This window comes from Rhodococcus sp. NPDC019647 (genome assembly GCF_044389235.1).
Taxonomy (GTDB): Bacteria; Actinomycetota; Actinomycetes; order Mycobacteriales; family Mycobacteriaceae; genus Rhodococcus_F; species Rhodococcus_F oxybenzonivorans.
The window spans coordinates 329,104-353,303 of the sequence record NZ_JBIRXS010000005.1 but is presented as its reverse complement, the minus strand read 5'-3'; the positions used below and the strand labels follow the sequence as shown (position 1 = coordinate 353,303).

Annotated in this window: 10 protein-coding genes (1 of these 10 running past the window's edge); 6 read left to right on the top strand and 4 right to left on the bottom strand. The window is 66.8% G+C overall.

The features are described from left to right. Positions 1 to 10: 10 nt before the first annotated feature. On the bottom strand, positions 11 to 1,543 hold the full coding sequence (locus ACH49N_RS14080) for an aldehyde dehydrogenase family protein (protein WP_358272948.1): 1,533 nt from the start codon (positions 1,541 to 1,543) through the stop codon (positions 11 to 13). A 154-nt stretch (positions 1,544 to 1,697) separates the two neighbouring features. On the opposite strand from ACH49N_RS14080, the gene ACH49N_RS14075 reads away from it, so the two are divergent. Then, positions 1,698 to 2,870 (top strand): acyl-CoA dehydrogenase family protein, encoded by a 1,173-nt coding sequence (locus ACH49N_RS14075; RefSeq protein ID WP_358272946.1) that lies wholly within the window; start codon positions 1,698 to 1,700, stop codon positions 2,868 to 2,870. A 46-nt stretch (positions 2,871 to 2,916) separates the two neighbouring features. Beyond that, complete coding sequence (locus ACH49N_RS14070) at positions 2,917 to 3,606, top strand: GntR family transcriptional regulator (protein ID WP_159925600.1); 690 nt, start codon at positions 2,917 to 2,919, stop codon at positions 3,604 to 3,606. A 36-nt stretch (positions 3,607 to 3,642) separates the two neighbouring features. On the opposite strand, the gene ACH49N_RS14065 is transcribed toward ACH49N_RS14070, so the two are convergent. Next, complete coding sequence (locus tag ACH49N_RS14065) at positions 3,643 to 4,584, bottom strand: triacylglycerol lipase (protein WP_159925598.1); 942 nt, start codon at positions 4,582 to 4,584, stop codon at positions 3,643 to 3,645. A gap of 229 nt (positions 4,585 to 4,813) precedes the next feature. On the opposite strand from ACH49N_RS14065, the gene ACH49N_RS14060 reads away from it, so the two are divergent. The 4 genes from ACH49N_RS14060 to ACH49N_RS14045 are packed head-to-tail and all read left to right on the top strand — an operon-like array spanning position 4,814 to position 9,187. Further along, positions 4,814 to 5,233 (top strand): chorismate mutase family protein, encoded by a 420-nt coding sequence (locus tag ACH49N_RS14060; RefSeq protein ID WP_213577824.1) that lies wholly within the window; start codon positions 4,814 to 4,816, stop codon positions 5,231 to 5,233. Beyond that, positions 5,230 to 7,302, top strand: coding sequence for an aminodeoxychorismate synthase component I (gene pabB, locus ACH49N_RS14055; protein ID WP_358272944.1), 2,073 nt, complete (start codon positions 5,230 to 5,232; stop codon positions 7,300 to 7,302). Before ACH49N_RS14060 ends, pabB begins: the two co-directional genes overlap by 4 nt. Continuing rightward, positions 7,299 to 8,231, top strand: a complete 933-nt coding sequence (locus tag ACH49N_RS14050; RefSeq protein WP_358272942.1) for a prephenate dehydrogenase dimerization domain-containing protein — start codon at positions 7,299 to 7,301, stop codon at positions 8,229 to 8,231. The genes pabB and ACH49N_RS14050 overlap by 4 nt, the downstream gene beginning before the upstream one ends. Further along, positions 8,228 to 9,187 (top strand): diiron oxygenase, encoded by a 960-nt coding sequence (locus ACH49N_RS14045; RefSeq protein WP_358272941.1) that lies wholly within the window; start codon positions 8,228 to 8,230, stop codon positions 9,185 to 9,187. Before ACH49N_RS14050 ends, ACH49N_RS14045 begins: the two co-directional genes overlap by 4 nt. A 4-nt stretch (positions 9,188 to 9,191) precedes the next feature. On the opposite strand, the gene ACH49N_RS14040 is transcribed toward ACH49N_RS14045, so the two are convergent. Together ACH49N_RS14040 and ACH49N_RS14035 are read right to left on the bottom strand one after the other, a co-directional pair. Further along, entirely contained in the window at positions 9,192 to 10,076 is an 885-nt protein-coding gene (locus ACH49N_RS14040; protein ID WP_358272939.1) for a glycosyltransferase family 2 protein, read from the bottom strand. Positions 10,077 to 10,335: 259 nt separating this feature from the next. Further along, positions 10,336 to 24,200, bottom strand: the end of a protein-coding gene (locus ACH49N_RS14035) for a non-ribosomal peptide synthase/polyketide synthase (RefSeq protein WP_397504592.1). It continues 19,912 nt past the right edge of the window; the window shows 13,865 of its 33,777 coding nt (coding positions 19,913-33,777); its start codon lies beyond the right edge, outside the window; its stop codon occupies positions 10,336 to 10,338.

Genomic DNA, 24,200 nt, shown 5'->3' with positions numbered 1-24,200 from the left:
CCGGCCGCACTCAACGCCCGTGACGGTTCTTCAGCATCCAGGCGGAAACAAGCATGTCGCGCTTCTTTCGCTCCATCGTCAGCAGATTCAACGGTGCCGCGAACCGCTGCCGGGCGATCGACTTGACCCTGCAGAACTCGCGCAGCCCGTCCGCTCCGTGGATGCGACCGAAACCTGAGTCTCCGACGCCGCCGAAGGGCAACGCAGCGACACCGGCGAAGCCGAGTACCGAACCGATCGTGACGACACCGACCCGCAAGGCTTCGGCCACGCGCATCGCCTTTCCGGCGTCCTTCGTGAATACGGAAGCACCGAGGCCGAAGGCGGTGCCGTTCGCTCTCGTCACCGCCTCGTCGAGACTCGCGACCTTGTTCACCACGACCGTCGGCCCGAAGGTCTCCTCGCAGATCGCCGTGCTGTTCTCCGGGACGTTGGTCAGGACGATCGGGCCCACGTAGCCGTCCTTGATGGAGTCGAGCCCGCCGACCACGGCGGAGCCACCCTTGTCCAACGCATCCTGTACGTGACGGCGCACGACGTCCGACTGGCTGGTCATCGTCATCGGCCCGTAGGACGCATCCTTCGGGCCTGGGTGCAAAGCTTTCGCCTTGTCGGTGACCAATCGGACGAAATCGTCGTAGACAGAATCGACCACGTAGATTCGCTCCACTCCGGCGCACGTCTGCCCGGCGTTGCCCATGGCACCGAAGACGGCGAAGCCGGCCGCTTCCTCGAGATCTGCGTCCGAGTCGACCAGCATGGCGTCCTTGCCGCCTGCCTCCACGACGAGCGGAGTGAGCGTTTCCGCACACGCGGCCATCACCCGCTTGCCCGTCGCGGCAGAACCTGTGAAGGCGATCTTGTCCACGCCGGCTGCGACGAGCGCCGATCCGGTGGACCCATCACCCGTGACAACCTGGAGGACAGGCTGATGCGGGACGAGGGCCGCCCACTTCTCGGCGATCCATACCGCCACCCCGGGGGTCAGCTCGCTGGGCTTGAACACTACGGCGTTGCCCGCCGCCATAGCGTAGGAGACGGAGCCCATCGGGGTGTACACCGGATAGTTCCACGGACCGATGACGCCGACCACACCCATCGGCTCGTATCCGACGCTGCTCGCCTGATTGGCACTGACCAGGCCGGAAGCCACCTTGCGGCGGCGCAAAACTTTGCCGGCGTTCTTGGCCGCCCAGTCGAGGTGCTCGATCGCGAGCATGACCTCGAGGAGTGCGTCGTCGTACGGCTTTCCCGTTTCGGCCGCAACCAGCCGGGCGAGTTGCTCGCCGTCCCGCGCCATCGACTTCTTCCAGTCGAGCAGCCACTTCTTTCGGCCGTCGAAACCGAGTCCCTTCCACCACTGAGCTGCGCTGCGGGCTCGCTCGACCGCGTCACGCACGTCACGCTCGCCGTGGATGGAGTACTCGGCCAGTACCTCGCCGGTGCGCGGGTCCAGGGACGAGAACGTTCCTGGTGACGGCTCCGCGGAAGGCAACGGCGTGGTGCCCGCACTCGTGTCGGTCGTTTCGGCCTGCTGTGGCATGGCACTTCCTCCCTGGGATCACATCAAATATATGTGATGTGATGTAATGTAGTGGACATCACAGTATGCGGCAGACCGCATTCCGGCAAGCCCCGCACAGACCCCTGCGCCGGGCCGGCCGTCCGCCGCCTCACCCACGAGGAGCCCTTCGCACATGAGCGTCGAATTCACCAGTGAACAGAAAGACTTCGCCGCGGCGATCGCCGATTTCTGCAGGCGCGAGACCGGCACCCGGGAACTGCGGGACAAGCTGACGAACCACGGGGAGCACAACCACAACCAAGACGTCTACGAGAAGATGGCCAAGCTCGGCTGGCTCGGAATCACGGTTCCGGAGGAATACGGCGGCTCGGGCGCAGGCCTCGTCGACATGTGCATCCTTCTGGAGGAGGCTGCCAAGGGAATGGCCCCGATCGGTGGCATCGGGCCGACGTGGATCACCGGTGGCGCATACGCCAAGTTCGGTACCGAGGCCCAGAAGGACGTCGTCCTGCGCGGCATCGTGGCCGGCCGATCGCAGTCGATCTCGATGTCCGAACCGGAGGCCGGATCGGACGTCGGAAATCTCAGCACCCGCGCGGAGAAGACCGCCGACGGCTGGGTGATCAACGGGCACAAGACGTGGTGTTCCAACGCGCACTTTGCCGACAACATCCTCCTCGTGGCCCGCACGGGGCAACCGGTCAAGCGCGGCGCGGGGAGTTCTGCCGGGGAGGGAAAGCACGAGGGGCTGACGATGTTCCACGTGCCCGCCGGGACGGAAGGGCTGACGATCAGCGGCATCGGCACCATGGGCGGCAAGGAGGTGAACGACCTCTACTTCACCGATTGCGCGCTTCCCGCGGATGCCGTGGTCGGCGAGGTCGGCAACGGCTGGCGGCAACTGATGACCGGCTTGAACTTCGAACGCCTGATCCTCGCGGCCATGATGCTCGGTACGGCGCAGCGGGCGTTCAACGACACCCTCGAGTTCATCACCCAGCGCAAGCAGTTCGGGAGGCCGGTCGGAACGTTCCAGGTACTACGTCACCGTATCGCCGATCTCGCCACCGAAATCGAGTGCTGCAAGCTTCTCGTCTACAGCGTCGCCAAGGAGGCCGACGCCCACCCGGACAAGATGCTGGCCCGCGAAGCGTCGATGGCCAAGTTGAAGGTCACCGAGACTGCCAAGAAGGTGGCGCTCGAAGGCATGCAGATGATGGGCGGTTACGGCTACGCCACCGAGTTCGACATGGAGAAGCACGTTCGCTCGACCCTCGTCTCCAGCATCTACGGCGGCACCAACGAAATTCAGCGCGACATCATCGGTAAGACCTACGGCTTGTAAGCACCGCTCGCGGTTTATGCTGGTTGCCGCATCTAAGGAGTTACCCATGACGTTGCCCTCCGTGTCACGAAGCTCAGCGGCCCTGCGCCGTCGACCGCAGCTGTCCGACGACGTCGCCGTGCACGTGCGGAACCTGATCATGTCCGGGGGCGTTCGTCCCGGTGACTTCATCCGCCTCGACGACACCGCCGCGGAGTTGGGAGTCAGCGTCACGCCGGTGCGCGAAGCCCTCCTGACCCTGCGCGGTGAAGGGCTCGTCGAACTCGTCCCCCACCGCGGCTACGTGGTCGCCCCACTCAGTCGCGAGGACATCCACGACCTCTTCTGGCTCCAGAGTCAGATAGGCGAGGAACTCGCGGTGCGGGCCACCCGGGCGGCCACCCCCGAGGCCATCGAGGAATTGACCGACATCAACGACAAGCTCGAGCGGGCGGTGGAGGACAACGACGCCGCCCGCATCGAGGATCTCGAGTTCAAGTTTCACCGGGTCATCAACCACCTGGCGAACGCGAACAAGCTGTCGTGGTTCCTTCTCAGCGCCACTCGCTACACGCCGGCGCACTTCTACTCCTCGGACCCCGACTGGGGCGAGTCGGCGGTCGCGAGCCATCGCCGTCTCATCGCGGCCATGGCGGAGAAGAAGGCCGACGTGGTGGGAGCCGAGAACAAGGCACACTTCATGGACGGTGCCCAGCGATTGGTCGCCCACCTCGACGAGATCGGCATCTGGGACTGAGTCCGTCCCGACTGGGTGCCGCCCTCAGGGCACGTCTCAGCCCACCTCACATGGGGCCGGGTTCCGGTCGGCGTACGTGGGGTCGAGAGCCCGCTGAATGATGTAGAGCGCGCGCGGATCGGTCGTCAGCTCGTTGTGCTCGGCAGCGTTCGACTCGCACCCGTCCTGAAGCCACACGTTGTGCACGGTCGCACCCGGTCCGGCGGTGAGGAACGTGTTCTCCGGCGGAGTCGAGACCGTGTCCCGGCGACTCGCGACCACTGTGTACTCGATACCCGGGTCCGTGTCGCCCGCGGCATTGAGAACCTGCAGGAACGGCGAACCGACCATCTGCTGGATGTACGAGGGCCCGACGGCCACGCCGGCGAGCGTCGTCACGGGCACACCCAGAGCCTGGGCGACGGCACCGAGCATCTGCACGTCCCCGAAACTGGTGCCGTGATTGGTAGCACCCAGCGTGACGAGCGAATGCACCTTGTTCAGGGCGGGATTGTTGCGATCGGCGCCACCCTCGAAACGGAGGTACTGCCGGGAGAGCGTGCCACCGAGCGAGTGCCCGACGATGTCGACCTGCGGGGCACCCGTCGTGGAACGGACCCGATCGACGAACACCGCGAGTTGCTGGGCCGACTCGGCGATGTCGGCACCGCCGAACATGCGCAGCAGATTGCCTTCGGTGAGACCGGCGACCTGCCCGTAGTTGAGGGCGAAGACGCAGTACCCCTCGGCCGCGAGAGCCGGCGCGAGGTCCTTCCAGGTGGCCGCCATGCTGACCCACGTGCCGTGCACGAGCACGACCGGGCGGGGGTGCTCGGGCGAGGGCTTGCAGTTCCAGTCATTCGCCCCGGGCAGCACCGCAGGATCTGCGACGGGCTCGGGCTCAGTCGCCGCAGGGTCCGCCGCTGCAGGTGCCGCACCGAGCATCAAGATGCCCGCAAGCACTAACATCAGGGCCTGGGTGGCCGACGAAATACGCATATGCCTCATATCCTGGATAGGCCGAAAATAGACTTCTGGTTACGTTACCCAAAAGTCCATCGAAGTCTCAATCTGTGATTGAGACTATGGGGGTGATCACCACCGGTTCGCATCCGCAACCCGACATTTCGCCGTCTCGGCAGTCCGGGAGGCGCGGAGAAACGAACCACCACTGACACACGATAGTCGGGATGAGAAAGCTACTGCCGATCGAGTGACTGGGGCGACTATGTATTTCTCCGTAGAAGAGGGGAAGAGCGATGATTCCGGAAAGGCCCCTGACGCCTCGGCGCACCAGGCACTCGAGGATCTGCGCGCCGAACTCGACGCCGTCGACGCCACGCTGCTCGACGCCGTAGGCCGGCGACTCGAAGTGTGCCGACGTATCGGTGAACTCAAGCGACGCTCCGACATCGCGATGATGCAACCGCACCGGATCGGCCTGGTGCACGAACGCGCTCGCCGCTACGCGGACAGCCACTCCTTGTCCCCCGCCTTCTTCGACGCGCTCTACGACCTGCTGATCGCCGAGACCTGCAGGCTCGAGGAGTTGGTCATCAACGGCGAGACGGGCGCGAGCGGTCCCGGTGACAGTGGCCACAACGGCCACCACCGCCCCCATCCCTCGACGAATGTCGAATCGTCATGAGTACGCGGACGCTGCTCGTCGACAACTACGACTCCTTCACCTACAACCTCTTCACCTTGCTCGCCGAGGTGAACGGCGAGCCCCCGACCGTGGTGCACAACGACGTCGAATGGGACTCCGTGCGGTGGTCCGAGTTCGACAACATCGTCATCTCCCCCGGTCCAGGACGCCCCGAACGCCCCCGTGATTTCGGCATCAGCGCCCGGGTCATCGCCGAAACCGGACTGCCCGTCCTGGGGGTGTGCCTCGGTCATCAGGGACTGTGCCAGTTGTTCGGCGGACAGGTCGTCCTGGCGCCGGAGCCGATGCACGGACGCGTATCGCTCGTCGAACACCACGGCAGCGAACTCTTCGAGGGCATCCCGTCGCCGTTCCCCACCGTGCGATACCACTCGTTGATCGCGCGGGATCTGCCCTCGGACCTCGAGGCGACGGCCTGGACCACCGACGGTCTCCTGATGGGCGTGCGTCACCGGAGCCGGCCCCTGTGGGGCGTTCAATTCCACCCCGAGTCGATCAGTACGGCGTTCGGACACGAACTGCTCGCGAACTTCCGCGACCTCACCCCGACGCACTCGGGTACACCGACTCCCGGGTCGATGCTGAAGATCCCCGTCCCGCACGCGCCGTACGTCATCTCGCAGGTCCGCATCGACCACGAGGTCGACCCACGCACCACCTTCGAGGATCTGTTCGCCACGGGGCCGAACGCCTTCTGGCTCGACGGCACGTCGGCATCGGAACCGACTTCGCGCTTCACCATCATGGGCAACTGCTCCGGGCCCCGAGCCGAGTACATCACCTACGACGTCGGTGAATCGATCGTGCGGATCATGCGCGAGGGGCTACCGGTTGAACAGGTCCACGCCCCGTTCTTCGACTACCTCGAACGCCAACTGGCGGCCAGGTCGGTTCCCGGACTCCCCGGCGTGCCGTTCGGGCTGGGCTACGTCGGCTATCTGGGCTACGAACTGAAGGCCCAGACGGGTGGCGCCGCCGCCCACCGATCGCCCACCCCCGACGCTGCACTCGTGTTCGCCGACCGAGCCGTGGTCATCGATCATTCCAGCGAACGCACGTATGCGCTGTGTCTCAGCGATCACCAGGACGATCCCGAGATGCGTCGGTGGCTCGACGAGATGGAGGCGGCGCTACGGCGGCTCGCGGAGCCCGACCACCCGGCGTCGGCAGTGCCTCCTATCAGGAAACCCGAATCGACCGAGCTGGCACTGCGTCACGACCACGACCGGTATCTCGAGCACATCGCGTCCTCGCTCGCCGAAATTCGGACGGGCGAGTCGTACGAGGTGTGCCTGACCAACATGGCGACCGTCGATCAGACGATCGATCCACTGCACACCTTCGAGCTGCTTCGCACCATCAGCCCCACTCCGTACAGCGCGTACCTCCAGTTCGCGGGCCTGTCGGTTCTCAGCGCGTCGCCCGAACGCTTCCTGCGGATCGGCCCGGACCGCGTGGTGGAGTCGAAACCGATCAAGGGAACGCGTCCGCGTGGGGCGACCCCGGCCAAGGATGCGGCCCTGCGTCAGGACCTGCTCGACAGCGAGAAGGACCGCGCCGAGAACCTGATGATCGTGGATCTCACGCGCAACGATCTGGCGCGGGTGTGTGTGCCGGGGTCGGTGCACGTTCCCAAGCTCTTCGACGTGGAAACGTATGCAGCGGTCCACCAGCTGGTGTCCACGGTGCGTGGGACGCTCAGTGCCGACGCCTCGGTCGTCCAGTGCGTCCGCGCCGCCTTCCCCGGCGGTTCCATGACGGGCGCGCCGAAGATCCGGACGATGGAGATCATCGACCGGCTCGAGTCGGGACCGCGCGGTGTCTACTCGGGAGCGATCGGCTACTTCTCGCTGACCGGCACCGCCGACCTGTCGATCGTCATTCGCACCATCGTCGCTACCGACAGCGAAGTGACCTTCGGGATCGGCGGCGCCATCACGGCACTGTCCGATCCGGAGGAAGAATTCGACGAGGCCATGGTCAAGGCCGCCACCATGGTGCGGGCATTATCCGTCACCGCGGACACCCCGAACGAAATAGGACCATGACCATTCCGGCGACATCATCCCGGACCGTCGCACTGATCGGCGGCCGCGGTGATGTCGGCCGAATGCTGACCGGTCGCCTCCGCGGCGACGGCATGCGCGTCCGGACCGTCGACATCGGCGTTCCGGATGTGGCCGACGCCGACTCCGTGCAGGGCGACATCACCGATCCGTCACCCGAGGTGCGCGCGCTGGTGCAGTCGGCTGACGCGGTGGTGCTGGCGGTACCGGAAACCGTGGCGTTGAACGCACTGACGTTCCTGTCCGAGTCGCTGGCCGAGCACGCCCTGCTGGTCGACACCCTGTCGGTGAAATGCCGATTCGACGCCGCTCTGCGGGCGAACCCGCTGCCCAACAGTGCGCTCGGAATCAACCCGATGTTCGCCCCCGCACTGTCGCCGCAGGGCAGGCCGATCGCGGCGGTGAGGTATCAGGACCGCGGTGACCTCGGCTGGTTCCTGACGTCGCTGTCCGGGTGGGGTGCGTCGATCGTCCATCTGGACGCCGAGCGCCATGATCGGCTGACCGCGCTCACCCAGGCACTCACCCACGCCGGTGTGCTCGCATTCGGACTGGCGCTGGGCGAACTGGGGGCCGACGGCGCCGAGCTGACGGCGATGGCAACCCCACCGCACCTGATGTCCCTCGCCCTCCTCGCACGCGTGGGGGGTGGGGTACCCGAGGTGTACCGGGACATCCAGGCCGGCAATCCGTTCGCCGCGCAGGCCCGACGCGCGCTCACCGACGCGATGCGCACGGTCGACCACACCGTCGAGAACGGCACCGACCAGGACTTCGCCGACCTCATGTCCCGGTCGGTCTCGACACTCGGTGACCGGCGCGAGCCCCTCGCCCGCCTGTGCGCCGAACTCTTCGCCGACCTCCAGCACACCGCGCCCCGGTTCTGGGACGGGAACGGAGAATCCTCATGACGATCGACAACACCCACGCCCTGCCGGAGCACGACCCGAACGACCCGGTCGAAAGCGCCGTGGTTGCCCGGCTCGCCCGCAATTGGGGGCAGCGGGCGACAGTGAAGAAGCCGGAACCTGATCTCGACGCCCTGTTCGACCTCGACAAGCGGGACTACCCCGACGAACTGCTGCCTTTCGCCGACCACGACAGTTTCCGCCACGCACCTGAGGATCAGCAGAACAGACTTCGCGCGTGGGGCTGGATCGCGTTCAACAAGAACGTGATGGACATCGAGCAGTACGTCGTGAATCCGGGCTTCGATCTCGTCGCCCACGACGCCCTCGACACCGGTATCGGCGACACGTTCGCGGTAGCGGTACACGAGGCCATGGTCGACGAGCAGTACCACACGCTGATGCATCTGAACGCGAGCGCGGTGACGCGCAGGCGCCGCGGCTGGGCCATGCCGAACAACGCCTTGCCGGACGTGCTGACACTGCGCCGCCAGCGTGCCGCCACCGCTGACGCCGCCGACCCCCGGAAGCGGGCGATCACCACCTTCGCCTTCATGACGGTCGCCGAGATCTCCATCAGCTCGTACCTGGACCTCATCTCCGAGAACGAGGCGATCCAGCCGGTGAACCGGGCCACGGTGCGACTACACAATCGCGACGAGTACTGCCACGCCTCCATCGCCGACGAGATCGCGGGCGTCGTCTACGACACGCTGGGGCCCGACGACCGGCGGCACCTCCTGGACGGGCTCGTCGATGCGATGACCGCCTTCAGCAGCAACGACTACTCGACGTGGCGCACCATCGTCGAGGTCATCGACCTCCACGACGGGCAGGCGATGATCGACGACGCCGAACACGACACAGGGCGTTCTGCTCTGGTGCAGGACTTCGGCGGTATTCACAAACTGTGCAAGCACCTCGGCGTCGCGGGCGAGATGTCGTTCGACTGGGCATAGCACCTCACACGTGCGCGCGAGGCTGCGGTCGCCGTTCGGCGCCGGCGAAGAGGCGGCCCAGCGAGAACGACTCCCGCTCGGGATCCCACGCACGGAACGGCACCCACATGAGGAGATAGAACGGCATCGCGGTCGCGGCGACAGCGAACGTCCCGAGGGCCGCCGACAGGCGCTTGCCGTGCAGCGCAAGCGTGCGAGGACCGCGCAGCACGTAACGCCAGTAACTACCCACCGGAGACAGATACCGACGACCGGAGATGCTCGCTTCCATCCCCGGCACCATCGCACAGGACAATCCCTCGCTCTGCAGGGTCAACGACAGATCGGTGTCTTCGTGGACGTCCTCGCCGTCGTGTAACGCGGACTTGATGTCCTCCCACGCCGTCTTGAGAATCGCCATGTTCGAACCGAAAAGTCCGGGCGCGGCGATCGACTCACCCCGCTCGAGTTTCGCCTCATTCTTCGCATTCATCTTTCGCTGCAAGGACGCGAACAGCCCCTGAAACGGAAGGTCATAGCAGATGCAGGTACCGGTCGCCGCGGCATATCTGTCGCTGTGCCGGGAAAAGAACGATTTGATATTCGCGGCCCAATTCTCATTAATTTTCGTGTCGACATCAATTCTCGCCACGATATCTCCCGTCGCGGAATTCATTCCCGTGCTACGCGCAGGCGCACAGCCCTGTGTCACTTCCTTGACGAGCCGCACCTTGGGTTCCCGGTGCTGCGCAGCAGCAACTATCGCTGCCGTCGCGTCGGTCGAGTTGTTGTCGACCACGATGACCTCGTCGATGTGATCGATCTGCTCGAATATCCTGTCCAGACACTCCTGGATTGCCGCTTCCTCGTTGTACGCCGGGATAACCACAGAGAGAGTTGAAATCGACATGCCTCAGTAATAGCAAAGGTGGGGCATATCCGCGCACCGAGGCCATCATTTGGACAATTGTTCAAAATACTCTAGGTCTGTCGCGAAGACCCTCGCCACCTGGAATTATCGAGTAATTCACACTGCACGGTACCGAAGGCGGGTTATGCGCCGATTCAGTGAACTCGAGGTATTTACCGAGGCGGAAATACCACCGGGGTCGGCTCCGGCCCGTCCTGGCGGCGGAAGAGACGAGCTCTCCCACCGCTCGGACGATGCGTCAGCGTCCGGCTCGGGACCGCGCCTGTGCCACCAAACCGGTCAGTGCCGCTACCCAGCACTGCCCGAAGTCGTCCACCTCGGAGGCCGTCAGAATTCCCGGGGGGAACGACATGAACGCCGTCAACTGCCGACCATCCGCGGTATCGGTGATCACCGACTGAATGTCGAGCACCGCCTGGGCAGGCATCTCACTGTTCACCTGTCCACCCGTCACCGAAGTCTCGAAATCGGGCAGCCAGTCCAGGCCCTGCGCCGCCTCGGGAATTTCCGCAGCATTGACGCGGCCGATGTAGTTGAACACGATCTGCGGTTCCGGCCAGTTGCTCATGACCGCGGCGGTCTCCGGGTTCAGGTAACGCAGCAACCCGTAGCCGATCCCCTTGTCAGGTACGACAGCGAGCTGATTCCGTACCGCCTGTACCGCGGCTGCCGCACTCGGGCCACCCTCGATCGCCTCACCGATATCGACCCCTGCGAGATCGAGTCGAGCCGGATACATCGTGGTGAACCAGCCGACCGTACGGGACAAATCTGCACCGGGAACCACTGATTCTTCGCGACCGTGGCCCTCGAGAGTGACTACCGCCGACGGCTCGTCGATCCCACGGCCCTGCCGCCAGGCGGCGACCGCGAGTGCGAGGCCCGCGGCGAGCACGTCACCGATTTCCGCGTCGAGTGCGCCGGGAGCCGTCCCGAGCAAGGCCTCGGTGACGGGGGCCGGCACATCGACCCGGGTGCGCTCGAGAGTGCTGACGACGTCGGACCGAAGATCCAGTTCCCGCGACCCCAGCAGGGGGTCCGGGCCGGTGAGCATCCGCTCCCACACGGCCAGTTCGGCCACCCGCTCCGGACTCGCGGCTGCCTCGAGGAGGCCGTCGGTCCACCGCCGCAGTGACGTTCCCACCGGCTCCAGCGACGGCGTCTGCCCCGCTGCGATCTGGGCACCGGCCGTTGCGAGGTCCGGCACCAGAATGCGCCACGAGACCGAGTCGATCACGAGGTGATGGGGCACCACCAGCAGTCGGCCCGCCCGGCTCGAATCGGCCGGGTCGAACCACACGAACTGGAGCATCGAACCTGTTCGGGGGTCGAGCCGGTCGAGCGCCTGCCCGAAGGCGGCACTCGCCACCTCGTCGAATTCCGGTGAACCGGGTTCGGCGGTGACGGCGACACGCTCCACGGCACCGTCGAGGTCGACACTGCCTGCGGGTGCGATCTCGAGGGCAGGCTCCGACGACTCCGACACCAGCGTGGCACGGAGAGCGTCGTGCTTGTCCACCACCGCGGAGAGTGTCGCGATCAGCTGGTCACGTCCGATGCCGGCAGGAAGCGTCACCATCAGCGGCATCACGAAGCGGTCGAAATTCCCACCGCGCTCGACCATCTTCCGGGCGACCGGAGTGAGCGGCACCGTGCCGACACCGCCGCCCTCGTATTCCTGCAACGCAGCTGCCGCGGACTCGCCCGAATCGGCGACCGCCGCCAGCTCGGCGACGGTGCGCCGCTCGAACACGTCGCGTGCCGTGAAGTGGATCCCGGCCGACCGTGCCCGCGCCACCAGCTGAATGGAGACGATGCTGTCGCCACCGAGCTCGAAGAACGAGTCGTCGACACCCACGCGGTCCCGCCCGAGCAGTTCCGCGAAGATCGACGCCAGCGCCCGTTCGCTGTCGGTGCGCGGCGCCCGGAACTGGGCCGCCGAGGCGAAGTCGGGCACCGGTAGGGCACGCCGGTCGAGCTTGCCGCTGGTACCCAGTGGCAGTTCGGCCAGAACCATCACGGCGTCCGGCAGCATGTAGTCGGGCAACGATTCTGCGACGAACCCCGTGAGCGCAGCCGTGTCGACAGCCGAACCCGGCTTCGGCACGACGTACGCCACGAGCCGTGCGCCGACCTCACTGTCCCGCACGATCACAGCCGCCTGCGCCACGTCGGTGTGGCGCACGAAGGCCTCCTCCACCTCACCGAGTTCGATACGCAGGCCGCGGACCTTCACCTGAAAGTCGGTACGGCCGACGAACTCCAGTTCACCGCTCTCGTTCCACCGCACGAGGTCACCGGTGCGGTACATCCGTGCGCCGTCGACGCCGAAGGGGTCGGCGACGAATCGTTCGGCGCTCAGCGCAGCGCTGTTGATGTATCCGCGCGCCAGCTGGGCCCCGTCGAGGTACAGCTCACCGGGCACACCGATCGGCGACGGCGTCAAGTTCGCGTCGAGCACGTAGGCCCGGGTGTTCCAGACCGGGCTACCGATCGGCGCGATGGTTCCGGTGCGCGAACGGTCCACGACCTGAGCCGCCGAGTTGATCGTGACCTCGGTCGGTCCGTACAGGTTGACCAGCTCGGCGGAACCAATCCGTGCGAGCCGATCCGCCGCCGACTGCGGAAGTGGTTCACCGCCGGCGAAGACCAGCCGCAGCGAACCGCACAGGTCGGCCGTGGCCGCGTCGAGGAACATCGTCAGGACCGACGGAACGAACTGGACCACGGTCACCGACTCCGCGCCCACCGTCTTCGCCATGTACTCGGGGTCGCGGTGACCGTCCGGGGAAGCGACGACGAGGGTGCCGCCGACCACCAACGGCAAGAACAGCTCCCACACCGAGGCGTCGAACGTGAAGGGAGTCTTCTGCAGAATCACGTCCTCGGCACCGATGCCGTACTCGTCCCGCATCCACTCGAGCTGGTTGGCCAGCGCCGAATGCGGAATCGCCACACCCTTGGGGCGTCCCGTCGAACCGGACGTGTACAGCGCGTACGCCAGGTTCTCCGGGTGGAGTTCACCGAGCCGCTCGGCATCCTCGACTGCAGTGTCGGCGTAGCCGGAGAGGTCGAAGTCCTCCACCAGATACACGGGCACGTCGACGTCGAGATTGGCGATGTCGTCGGCAACGCTCAGCACACACGTCGGGGCAGCGCTGTCCACCACGTAGGTGGTCCGGTCGGCCGGATGCTCCGGGTCGATCGGCACGTATGCACCGCCCGCCGCGTGCACGGCGTACAGGCTGATCACCATGTCGAGGGAGCGTCGCATCGCGATGCCGACCACCGAGTCCGGTCCCACGCCCAGCGCGATCAGGTGACGGGCCAGCCGGTTCACCCGCGCGTCGAACTGCGCGTAGCTCAGCCGATCCTGCCCGGCGACCACGGCGGTCGCATCCGGGGTGCGCGCCACCTGAGCACGGAACATCGAGGTCACGGACTGGGCGGAGACGCCGTGCGCGGTGTCGTTCCACCGGGACAGGACGAGGTCGCGTTCCTCCGCCGCCAGCAGGTCGAGATCGCCGACCAGCGTGGCACCGCCGGCAGCGATGGTGTGCAGGATGCGGTCCAGGCGTGCCCCGATCCGCTCGACAGTGTCTGCCCCGAACACGTCCGGGAGGTACTTCAGTACCAGCTGGACCTCGGCGTCCGACTGCGCCAGGAGGCTCAGCGGGTAATGCGAGGCGTCGCTGATCTGCGCACCGGTGACCCGCAACCCGTCGATGTCGCTGGACTCGGTGAGACCGGCCCGATCGATCGGGTACGACTCGAACACCGTCAACGTGTCGAACAGTCCGCCGATTCCGGCGATCTGCTGGATTTCGGGCAGCCCGATGTGGTGATGCTCGAGGAGGGCCGACTGTTCGGCCTGTAGACGCTCGAGAAGCCCGAGGAGCGACTCGCGGGGATCGATGCGCACGCGGATCGGGATCGTGTTGATGAACAGACCCACCATCGATTCGATGCCGTTGACCTCCGGCGGACGACCCGACACCGTGGCACCGAAGACGACGTCGTCGGACGCCGTCATCCGGGACAGGAGCAGACCCCACGCTGCCTGGACGATGGTGTTCATCGTCAGGCCACGATCCCGGGCGACGCGCGCCAGGTTCTCGCTGACCGCCGGACCGAGGCGTACCGCGAACTCGGCGGGCTCGGGGCGTACCGGACCGCTGGGTGCGGGGGCGAGCACGGTGGGACCGTCGAGCCCGGCAAGTGCATGCGCCCACGCCGTGTGTGAGGCGTGCGTGTCACGCGCGGACAGCCAGCTGAGGAAGTCGCGGTAGCCACGTACCCGCGGCAACACCGAGCTGTCTCCCCGGGTGGCGTACAACACCAACAAGTCCTTCATCAGCAACGGCATCGACCATCCGTCGAGCAGGATGTGGTGGTTGCTGATGGAGAAGCTGAAGGTATCCGGCCCCGTGCGAATCAGCAGGAAACGCATCAACGGGGGTCGCGCCATGTCGAAGCGAGCCGAGCGGTGCTCACCCAGAAGGGTGCTCATCCGTTCTTCACGTGCCGCCTCGGACAGTCCGGACAGGTCGATCTCTTCCCAGGGCAGTTCCACGGAATCGACGACCACCTGCACCGCTTCCCCGGCATCGTCGGTGACGAAGGCGGTACGCAGGTTCGCGTGACGCGCGATGAGCGCCTCGGCGGCAGCCCGCAATCGGGCGGCATCGACGGTGCCTGCGAGGCCGAGCACCACCTGTGCGGTGTACACGTCGACGGCGTCCTCGGCGAGCACCGAGTGGAAGAACATGCCGGACTGCAGCGGTGCCAGCGGCCACACGTCGGAGGCCTCCGGGTAGCGCTGTTCCAGGATCTCGAGATCGTGCTGGGTCACGGTGACGAGCGGGACGTCCGACGGGGTCAGGCCGCCGCCGTCGGGCCGTGACGCGTGCTCTGCCAACGCAGCCGCCGCCGCGTGCCAGAGTTCGGCCAGCTCCCAGACGTCGGATTCGTCGAGGATCTCCTCGGCGAACGCGATCTTCGCCTCGAGTTGGGGACCCGATGCCGATTCGGAGGTGACGGCGTTGATGCTGAGCACAGCAGGCGCGACCATCTCGTCGTCCATTGCGCCGCCGAACTCGCCCGAGTCGCTGTCGGGGACCCAGCCGAGGTCCCGGATTTCTTCCGGGAGGTCGACCGAACCCGCGCGACCGAGATAGTTGAAGCCGATCTGCGGCGTCGGCAGCGCTGCCAGCGCCGGGGCGGTCTCGTCGTTCAGGTAGCGCAGCAAGCCGAAGCCCATGCCGCGGTCCGGGACCGCCAGCAGCTGTTCCTTCACGGCCTTCAGAGCCGCACCCGCAGACCGTCCGCCGTCGAACGCCTCGGCCAGGTCGGCACGGGAGACATCGAGGCGCACGGGGAACAGGCTGGTGAACCAGCCCACGGTCCGCGACAGGTCGGCACCCGGGACAACGGATTCTTCACGGCCGTGGCCCTCGAGATTGATGAGCACCGACTGGTCGCCCGGGGCGTCGTCGACTCCGGTCTTGTTCCGGCGCCACTGCGCGACAGCGAGCGCGAGCGCCGCGAGAAGGCCGTCGTTGACGCCACCGTTCACGGACTGCGGGATCGAGGTCAGCAACGCCTGCGTCACCGGTGTGGAGAAGGTCATGCTCAGACTGTGAGTCCGGGCGATCACATCCCGCTCCGGGTCGAAAGCCCGCTTGCCCAGCAGCGGATCGGTGCCGTCGAGCATGGTCCGCCAGAAGTCGAGTTCGGCCACGCGGTGCGGAGACTTCGCTTCCTCCACCAACCCGTGCGCCCACGCCCGCACCGACGAGCCGACCGGCTCGAGCTGCGGCTTCTCCCCCCGCGCGATCTGTGATCCTGCGGTGGCGAAGTCGGGCAACAACACTCGCCACGACACACCGTCGACGACGAGGTGGTGCGCCAGCACCAGCAGTCGTCCGCTCTGTCCGGGCAGCGACTCGGCGGGAGCGAACCAGACGAATTCCGTCATCCGCCCCGATGCGGGATCGAGTCGGCTCGCGGCGCGGTCGAGTGCCGCACGCCCCAGCCGCTCGAATGCCTCGGTCCCCGGCTTGTCGGTGAACTCGACGCGTTCGAACAGCTCATCGGCGCCGAGAGCCTCGCCGACGGGCAGTGCGTCGAACACCCAGTCGTTCCCCGAGCGGGTCAACCGGGATCGGAGGATGTCGTGGTGACTCAGGATCGCGTCCACGGTCTCCACCAGCTGCTCCCGGGTCACGCCGGCGGGCGTGGTCAGCAGAACGGCCTGCGAGAACCTGTCGAATCGGCCCGCGCTTTCGGTCAGCCAGTGCGCGATCGGCGTGAGGGGTATCGAACCGACTCCGCCGCCGGGCAGTTCCTCGAGGGTCACCGACTCGACGTCGGTGGCCCAGGCGGCGACGTCGGCGAGTTCGGCAACAGTCTTGCGCTCGAACACGTCTCGCGCCGAGAACAGGACACCGGCGTTCTTGGCCCGCGTGGTCAGCTGGATCGACACGATGCTGTCGCCGCCGAGGGCGAAGAACGAATCGTCGACGCTGACCCTCTCCACACCGAGGACCTGCGCGAAGACGTCGGCGATGGCCTTCTCCATCGGCGTCGACGGCGCGCGGTACTCGGTGGCGACCGATACGAACCGGGGTTCCGGTAGTGCCTTGCGGTCCAACTTTCCTGCGGGTGTCAGCGGCACCGAGTCGATCGGCATGATCGAGGAGGGCACCATGTAGCCCGGCAGTGTCTCGGACACGAACGCGGACAACTCGGCGACGTCGATCGACGCGCCCGGGGCAGGCATCACGTAGGAGACGAGGACGGTCTGACCGGTCTGCTCGCGATGATGGCCGAGGGTGACCGCGAAGTCCACGCTCGGATGCCTTCCGAGTTCGGCATCGATCTCGCCGAGCTCGATCCGGAATCCGCGGACCTTCACCTGGAAATCGGATCGACCGACGTAGTCGAGGACGAGCTCGCCCTGTCCTTCCGATCCTTCGTCGTCGGCGTAGACCCAGCGGACGACGTCGCCCGTGCGGTACAGCCGCTCCCCCGGACCACCGAACGGGTTGGCGACGAAACGCTCTGCAGTGAGGGCGAATCGATTGTGGTAGCCGCGTGCCACGCTCGGCCCCGCCACGTAGAGCTCACCCGCGACACCGACCGGGACGGGGCTGAGCCGGGAGTCGAGCACGACCACGTCGACACCGCGCGTCGGACCGCCGATGGTGACGGGCCGATCGGCCCTCATCGGGGAGCTCGACGTGCTCCAGATCGTCGCTTCGGAGGGGCCGTACAGGTTGTACATGCGCCGGCCGGGCGCCCACCTCTGCATCAGCTCGGGCGGGCAGGCCTCACCGGCCACCGACAGAACCTCGATGCCACCCAGGCCGGCCGGATCCACCGTCGTCAGCGCCGCCGGGGTGATGAAGGCGTGGCTGACCTCCTGCTCCCTGAGCAATCGCGCCAATTCCTCGCCGCCGTACACGACTCCGGAGGCGATGACCATCGTCGACGAGGCGGCAACGGCCAGAAGCAATTCGAACACGGACGCGTCGAAGCTCGGCGACGCGAAGTGCAGGACCCTCGACTGCGGCGTGAGCCCCAGCCGTTCGACCTGTTCCCGCGTGACGTTCGCCAGCCCGGTGTGGGTGACGACGACGCCCTTCGGCAGACCGGTCGAGCCCGAGGTGTAGATGACATATGCGGCGTCGTCCACCCGCGTGGGGCGGATTCGGGTGTCGTCGGTGACGGCCTCGGACGAGACGTGGGCGCATGCACTGTCCATGTCTTCGTCGCCCAGGACGAGCCACCGCACCGTGTCCGGCAGGTCGGTGCTGTGCGCCGCCGTGGTCAGGCCGATCTCCACGCGGGAATCGGTGACCATGTGCAGAATGCGGTCGTACGGGTAGCTCGGGTCGACGGGCACGAAGGCGGCACCCGTCTTCGCGACCGCCCAGATCGAGAGGATCGACTCCACCGATCGGGTGAGTGCGAGAGCCACGAAATCGTCCGAACCGATTCCGCGGCCGATCAGTACCCGGGCCAGACGGTTCGAGCGCTCGTCGAGTTCGCGGTATGTGACCTGCTGGTTCCCGCACACGACCGCCACAGCCTCGGGGTTTGCCTCCGCCGCGGCGGCGAGGATGCGGGCCAACGTCTGCGGCGGAACCGATGCTGCACCGCGCACGGGCGCGAGGACCCGCTGCTCGTCGCTGTTCAGGACGTCGATGTCACCGATGACCACCGAGGCGTCACGGGTGATCGCCTCGAGGATGCGGCGGAACCGGAACGCGAACGCGGCGATGGTGCGTTCGTCGAACAGGTCGGTGGCGTAGGTGAACACCGCGCGCATCGGGGCGAAGCCACCGGTGTCCGCGGGCTCTCCGGCAGCGTCCGCGAGAGTCAGCTGGAGATCGAACTTGGCCGCGCTGACTCCCCCGTCGAGACCCTCGACTGTCAGCCCCGGAAGTTCGAGGTGGGCCTGCTCGATGTTCTGGAACGCCAGCGCAACCTGGAACAGCGGCGAGAAGGCGGTCGACCGCTCCGGCTGCAGAATCTCCACCAGACGCTCGAACGGAACATCGGTGTGCGTGAACGCGCCGAGGTCGTGCTGGCGGACCTGCGCGAGCAGGTCGGCGAATCGGTCGTCGACATCTACCTGCGAGCGCAGCACCAGGGTATTGACGAACATGCCGACGAGATCGTCGAGAGCTGCCTCACCGCGTCCTTCTATCGCGGTGCCGATGGCGATGTCCTGCGTGGCGCTGAGCCGGGCCAACAGGACTGACAACGCGGCGTGCGCCACCATGAACAGCGACGCATTGTGCTCGCGGGCGAGCACGCCGAGGCGTCGACGGAGTTCCGCATCGATCTCGAACTCGAAGTTGGCGCCTCGCATCGACTGGGCCGGAGGCCGGGGTCGGTCCGTCGGCAGCGGCAGCACGTCCGGCAACCCGGCCAGGGTCTCGCGCCAGTAGTCGATCTGCTTCGCGGCCAACGAATCCGGGGCGTTCTCGTCGCCGAGCAGTTCATGCTGCCACAACGCGAAATCGGCGTACTGGACGTCGAGCGGGGCCCAGTTGGGTTCGGATCCGGCGGCCCGGGCGCTGTAGGCGACCACGACGTCACGCGCCAGCGGCGCCGTCGAGGCACCGTCCGCGGAGATGTGGTGGACGACGATCACCAGCACGTGATGCTCGGAGTCGAGCCGCAGGAGGCGGGCCCGGACGGGTACTGCCTTCGCGACATCGAATCCGGCGGTGACGAGGGCGATCACGTGGTTCCGCAGACCGTCCTCGTCGGCGACGCTCTGGACTTCGAGTTCTGTGAACGCCTCGGCGCGGGACACGACGACCTGCCCGGGACCCTCTCCCGTGTCCGGGTAGCGGGTGCGCAGGGTCTCGTGCCGTTCGACGACGTCCCCGAGGGCCTGTTCGAGGGCTCGGACGTCGAGTTCACCGGTCAACCGAATGGCGAGCGGGATGTTGTAGGCCGCCGATGCGGTATCGAACTGGTTGATGAACCACATCCGAGATTGCGCCGGGGACAACGGGATCCGCGCCGGACGCGGTTGCGGGACCAGCGCGGGCCGGCCGACCCCCGCCGATTCGGATTGCTCGACCCGTGCGGACAGGGCGATCACGCTGGGCGCCTCGAAAAGCTCACGCACACCGATCGAGGAATCGAGTGCGGCGTTCACCCGGGCCACCACACGGGTGGCCACGAGCGAGTTGCCACCCAGGTCGAAGAAGCTGGAATCGACACTGACACGCTCGTGGCCGAGCACGTCCGCGAACACTCCCGCGACGATCTCCTCGACCGGGGTCCGCGGCGCCTTGTACTGGTCCGAAACCCCTGCGAACTCGGGCTCGGGCAGCGCCTTGCGGTCGATCTTGCCGTTGATGTTGAGGGGCAACCGGTCGAGCGTCACGAGTGCCGCCGGAACCATGTATCCCGGCACCGAGCGGCCGACGGATCCGAGCACGTCCGCGATGTCGAGTGCATCTTCGGACTCCGGCACGACGTAACCGACCAGCCGGTCACCGGTGTGGCGATCGCTGTGCACGACGACGACTGCCTGAGCCACCGCGGGGTGCGCGAGAAGCGCACGCTCGATCTCGCCGAGCTCGATGCGGAATCCACGGACCTTCACCTGGAAGTCGGAGCGGCCCACATAGTCGAGGTTGCCGTCCCTATTCCACCGCACCAGGTCACCGGTCCGGTACATCCGGGCACCCGAAGGCCCGAAGGGGTTGGCCACGAACCGTTCCGCGGTGAGGTCGTGGCGGCCGAAGTAGCCGCGAGCCAGCTGGTCACCCGCCAGATAGAGCTCACCTGTCACGCCGGTAGGCACGGGGTGCAGCCGGGTGTCGAGAACGTACGTCTGCGTGTTCCACTCGGGTCGCCCGATCGGGACGGAACCGCCCCGTTCGACGCCGCACCGGTAGTGCGTGACGCTGACCGCCGCTTCGGTCGGGCCGTACAAGTTGAAGATTTCGGCACCGCTGACGTCCCGCAGGCGCTGCACGGTGTCGGCCGGGAGAGCCTCACCGATGCAGAGAACCCGTCGCAACGACGCAAGCTGGGCAGATTCCGCCACCGAGACGAAAGCCGCGAGCAGCGACGGAACGAAGTGCACGTTCGTGACCTGCTGCTCGGCAACGAGTCCGGCGAGGTACGACGGATCTCGGTGACCGTCCGGCTTGGCGACGACGAGCCGTGCCCCCGAGGTCAGCGCCCACCAGAACTCCCACACGGAGAGGTCGAAGGTGGCCGCCGTTTTCAGCAACACCGCATCGTCGGCGGTCAGGGGGTACTCGTCCTGCTTCCATCGCAATTGGTTCGCGATGGCACCGTGCGTGATGGTCACGCCCTTGGGCCGGCCGGTCGAGCCGGACGTGTAGATCACATAGGCCGCGTGGGTCGACCGCAACGGTGCCCGGCGATCGGCATCGGTGATCGACGTGTCCGCCGCCCCGGTGAGGTCGAGCTCGTCGAGGACGACGACATCGACACCCGTCGGCAGCGACGCGACGACGCTCCGGAGAGTCAGCACACACACGGGTTGCGCGCTGCCGAGCACGTAGGCCGTCCGCTCGACGGGATGATCCGGATCGATCGGCAGGTACACGCCGCCGGCCTGCGCAATGGCATACATGCCGACCAGCAGTTCCACCGACCGCGGAAGGGCAAGGCCCACGACAGTTTCCGGTCCCACACCCAGATCGATGAGGTGGCGAGCGAGCCGGTAGACCCGTGCGGCGAATTCGCCATAGGACAGTGACTCGTCCTCGAACACGACCGCGGTGGCGTCCGGATCCCTGACGGCCGCGGCGGTGAACATATCGGCGAGTGTCGTCTCGGGCAGTGCCCGTGCCGTGTCGTTCCAGCCCGACACCACCTGGGCGCGCTCGTCGTCCCCGATCAACGGCAGATCGCCGACAGCGACCTGCGGTGACGCGACGGCAGCGGAGAGCACCCGCAGGAACCGATCCGCGAAGCCCTGCACGGTCACCGCGTCGAACAGGTCGGTGGCGTAGGTGAACACCCCGGACATCTCCTCGTCCTCGGGGCTGTCCCCGAGGACGAGGTGCAGATCGAACTGAGCTGTGTCGCCTTCCATGTCGAGCGGTGCGACGGTCAGGTCGGGTAGCTGCAGGTCGGACTTCGTCGTGTTCTGGAACGAGTAGCCCACCTGGAAGATCGGGTGATGGGCCATCGAGCGTGCCGGATTGAGCACCTCGACCAGCCGCTCGAACGGCACGTCGGCGTGCGAGAACGCCTCGAGGTCCGCTTCACGTGCACGGTCGAGGATCTCGTCGAAACTCTGCCCGTCGTCCACCTGCACGCGCAGGGCGAGGGTGTTGACGAACATGCCGACGACGTCGTCGAGTTCACGCTCACCGCGGCCGGCGATCGGCGTTCCGACCGAGATGTCCTCGGTGCCCGACAGCCTGCTCAGGAGCACCGCGAATGCCGCGTGGACGGCCATGAACACACTGGCGTTGTGCCCTCGGGCGAGCGCCGCCAGGCCTCGGTGCAGCGCCGCGTCGATCGTGAAATCGACCCTCGCTCCGCGCAGCGACTGCACGGGCGGACGCGGGCGGTCGAGCGGAAGCTCGAGAAGGTCCGGCACACCGGCCAGCGCCTTCTTCCAGAAGTCGAGCTGTGCCGAGATGAGACTCTGCGGATCGTCTTCGCTGCCCAGCAGTTCGCGCTGCCAGATCGCATAGTCGGCGTACTGCACGGGAAGCGGACCGAAGCCCGGCTCCCGTCCCGCTGCACGGGACGCGTACGCCACCATGACGTCGCGCACGAACGGTGCCGTCGACTCGCCGTCGGTGGACACGTGGTGCACGATGAGCGCGAGCACGTAGTCCTGAGGGGCAGTCTCGAACAACCGCATCCGGATCGGGGGCACGTCGGCGGTCACATCGAATCCCGCGGTGGCCATCTCCACCAGGCGGGTGCGTAGTTCGTCGCCCGTCACGGCAACCGGCGCGAGATCGACCGGTACCTGCTCGGCGGGGAGGATGACCTGATGGGGTCCGTCCGCGGAATCCGGGTAGGTGGTCCGCAGTGATTCATGCCGTTCGAGGACGTCGAACACCGCGGCCCGCAGCGCCTCCACGTCGAGGGCGCCCGTCAGCCGGACCGCCAACGGGATGTTGTAGGCCGCCGACTCGGGATCGAAGCGGTTGATGAACCACATTCGCGACTGCGCGAGGGAGAGGGGAATGTGATCCGGCCGCTTCCGTGGCCCGAGCACGGGTCGAACCTCGTCGCTGGTGGCAGTGGCCGAGATGCGGACGGCGAGCGAGGCCACGGTCGGCGCCTCGAACAACTCCCGGACGCCCACCCGGAGCCCGAACGCCTGCCCCACCCGGGACACGACGCGAGTGGCGCTGAGCGAGTTGCCGCCGAGGTCGAAGAAACTGTCGTCCACGCTCACCGCGGACAGACCGAGGACCTCGCAGAAGATCGTGGCGACGGTTTCCTCGGCCGGTGTCGACGGTGCGCGGAACTCTGCACTCGAGGACACGAACTCCGGCTCGGGCAGGCGCGCGCGGTCCAGCTTGCCGATTCCGGTCAACGGGATCTCGTCGAGCAGGATCACCACCGACGGCACCATGTACGGCGGAAGGGTTTCGCCGACAACCGTCTTCAGCGATTCCGGATCCACCGTCGCACCATCGACCGGCAGGACGTAGGACACGAGGGTCGTCAGGCCCGCGGGGTTCTCCCGGCCCACGGTCACGGCGAACTCGATGTCCGGCTGGGCCGCCAGTGCGGCGTCGATCTCACCGAGCTCGACGCGGAACCCACGAACCTTCACCTGGAAGTCGGACCGGCCGACGTACTCCACGCGGTGGTCGTCCGCCCACCGCACCACGTCTCCGGTGCGGTACATACGCGAGCCGGGCTCGCCGAACGGGTTGGCAACAAACCGCTCCGACGTGACCGCCGGACGGTTGTGGTATCCGCGGGTCACCGACGGTCCACAGATGTAGAGCTCGCCGGGAACGCCTTCGGGCACCGGGCGCAGGCGGGAGTCCAGGATGAGTGATTCGACACCGCGCAACGGCTTACCGATCGTCACCCGTTCCCCGGCCACCATCGGTTCGGTGATCGTGACGATCACCGTGGTCTCGGTCGGCCCGTAGGCGTTGCGCATCTCGCGGCCGGGCGCCCATCGGGCAACCAGTTCCGGTGTGCACGTGTCGCCGCCGACCACGACGGACCGCACGGAGTCGAGTCCCTCGGGATCGACGGTCATCAGTGCGGTCGGCGTCATGACGACGTTGTTGACCTGCTCACGGCGGATCAGGTCGGCGAGCTCGTCGCCGCCGTACACGTCCGCGGGTGAAATCACCAGAGTGGCGCCGGCACTGAACGCGGCGAGCATCTCACCGACCGAGGTGTCGAAGCTCGGCGACGCCACGTGCAGGAAACGCGAACTCGGCGACACGACGTAGTGCTCACGAACCTCGCTGGTGAGGTTCGCCAGACCGCGGTGGGTGACCACGACGCCCTTCGGTTTGCCCGTCGAGCCGGACGTGTAGATCAGGTACGCCGGGTGATCGACGGTCAGCTGACGGCGACGATCGGCGTCGCATACCGGAG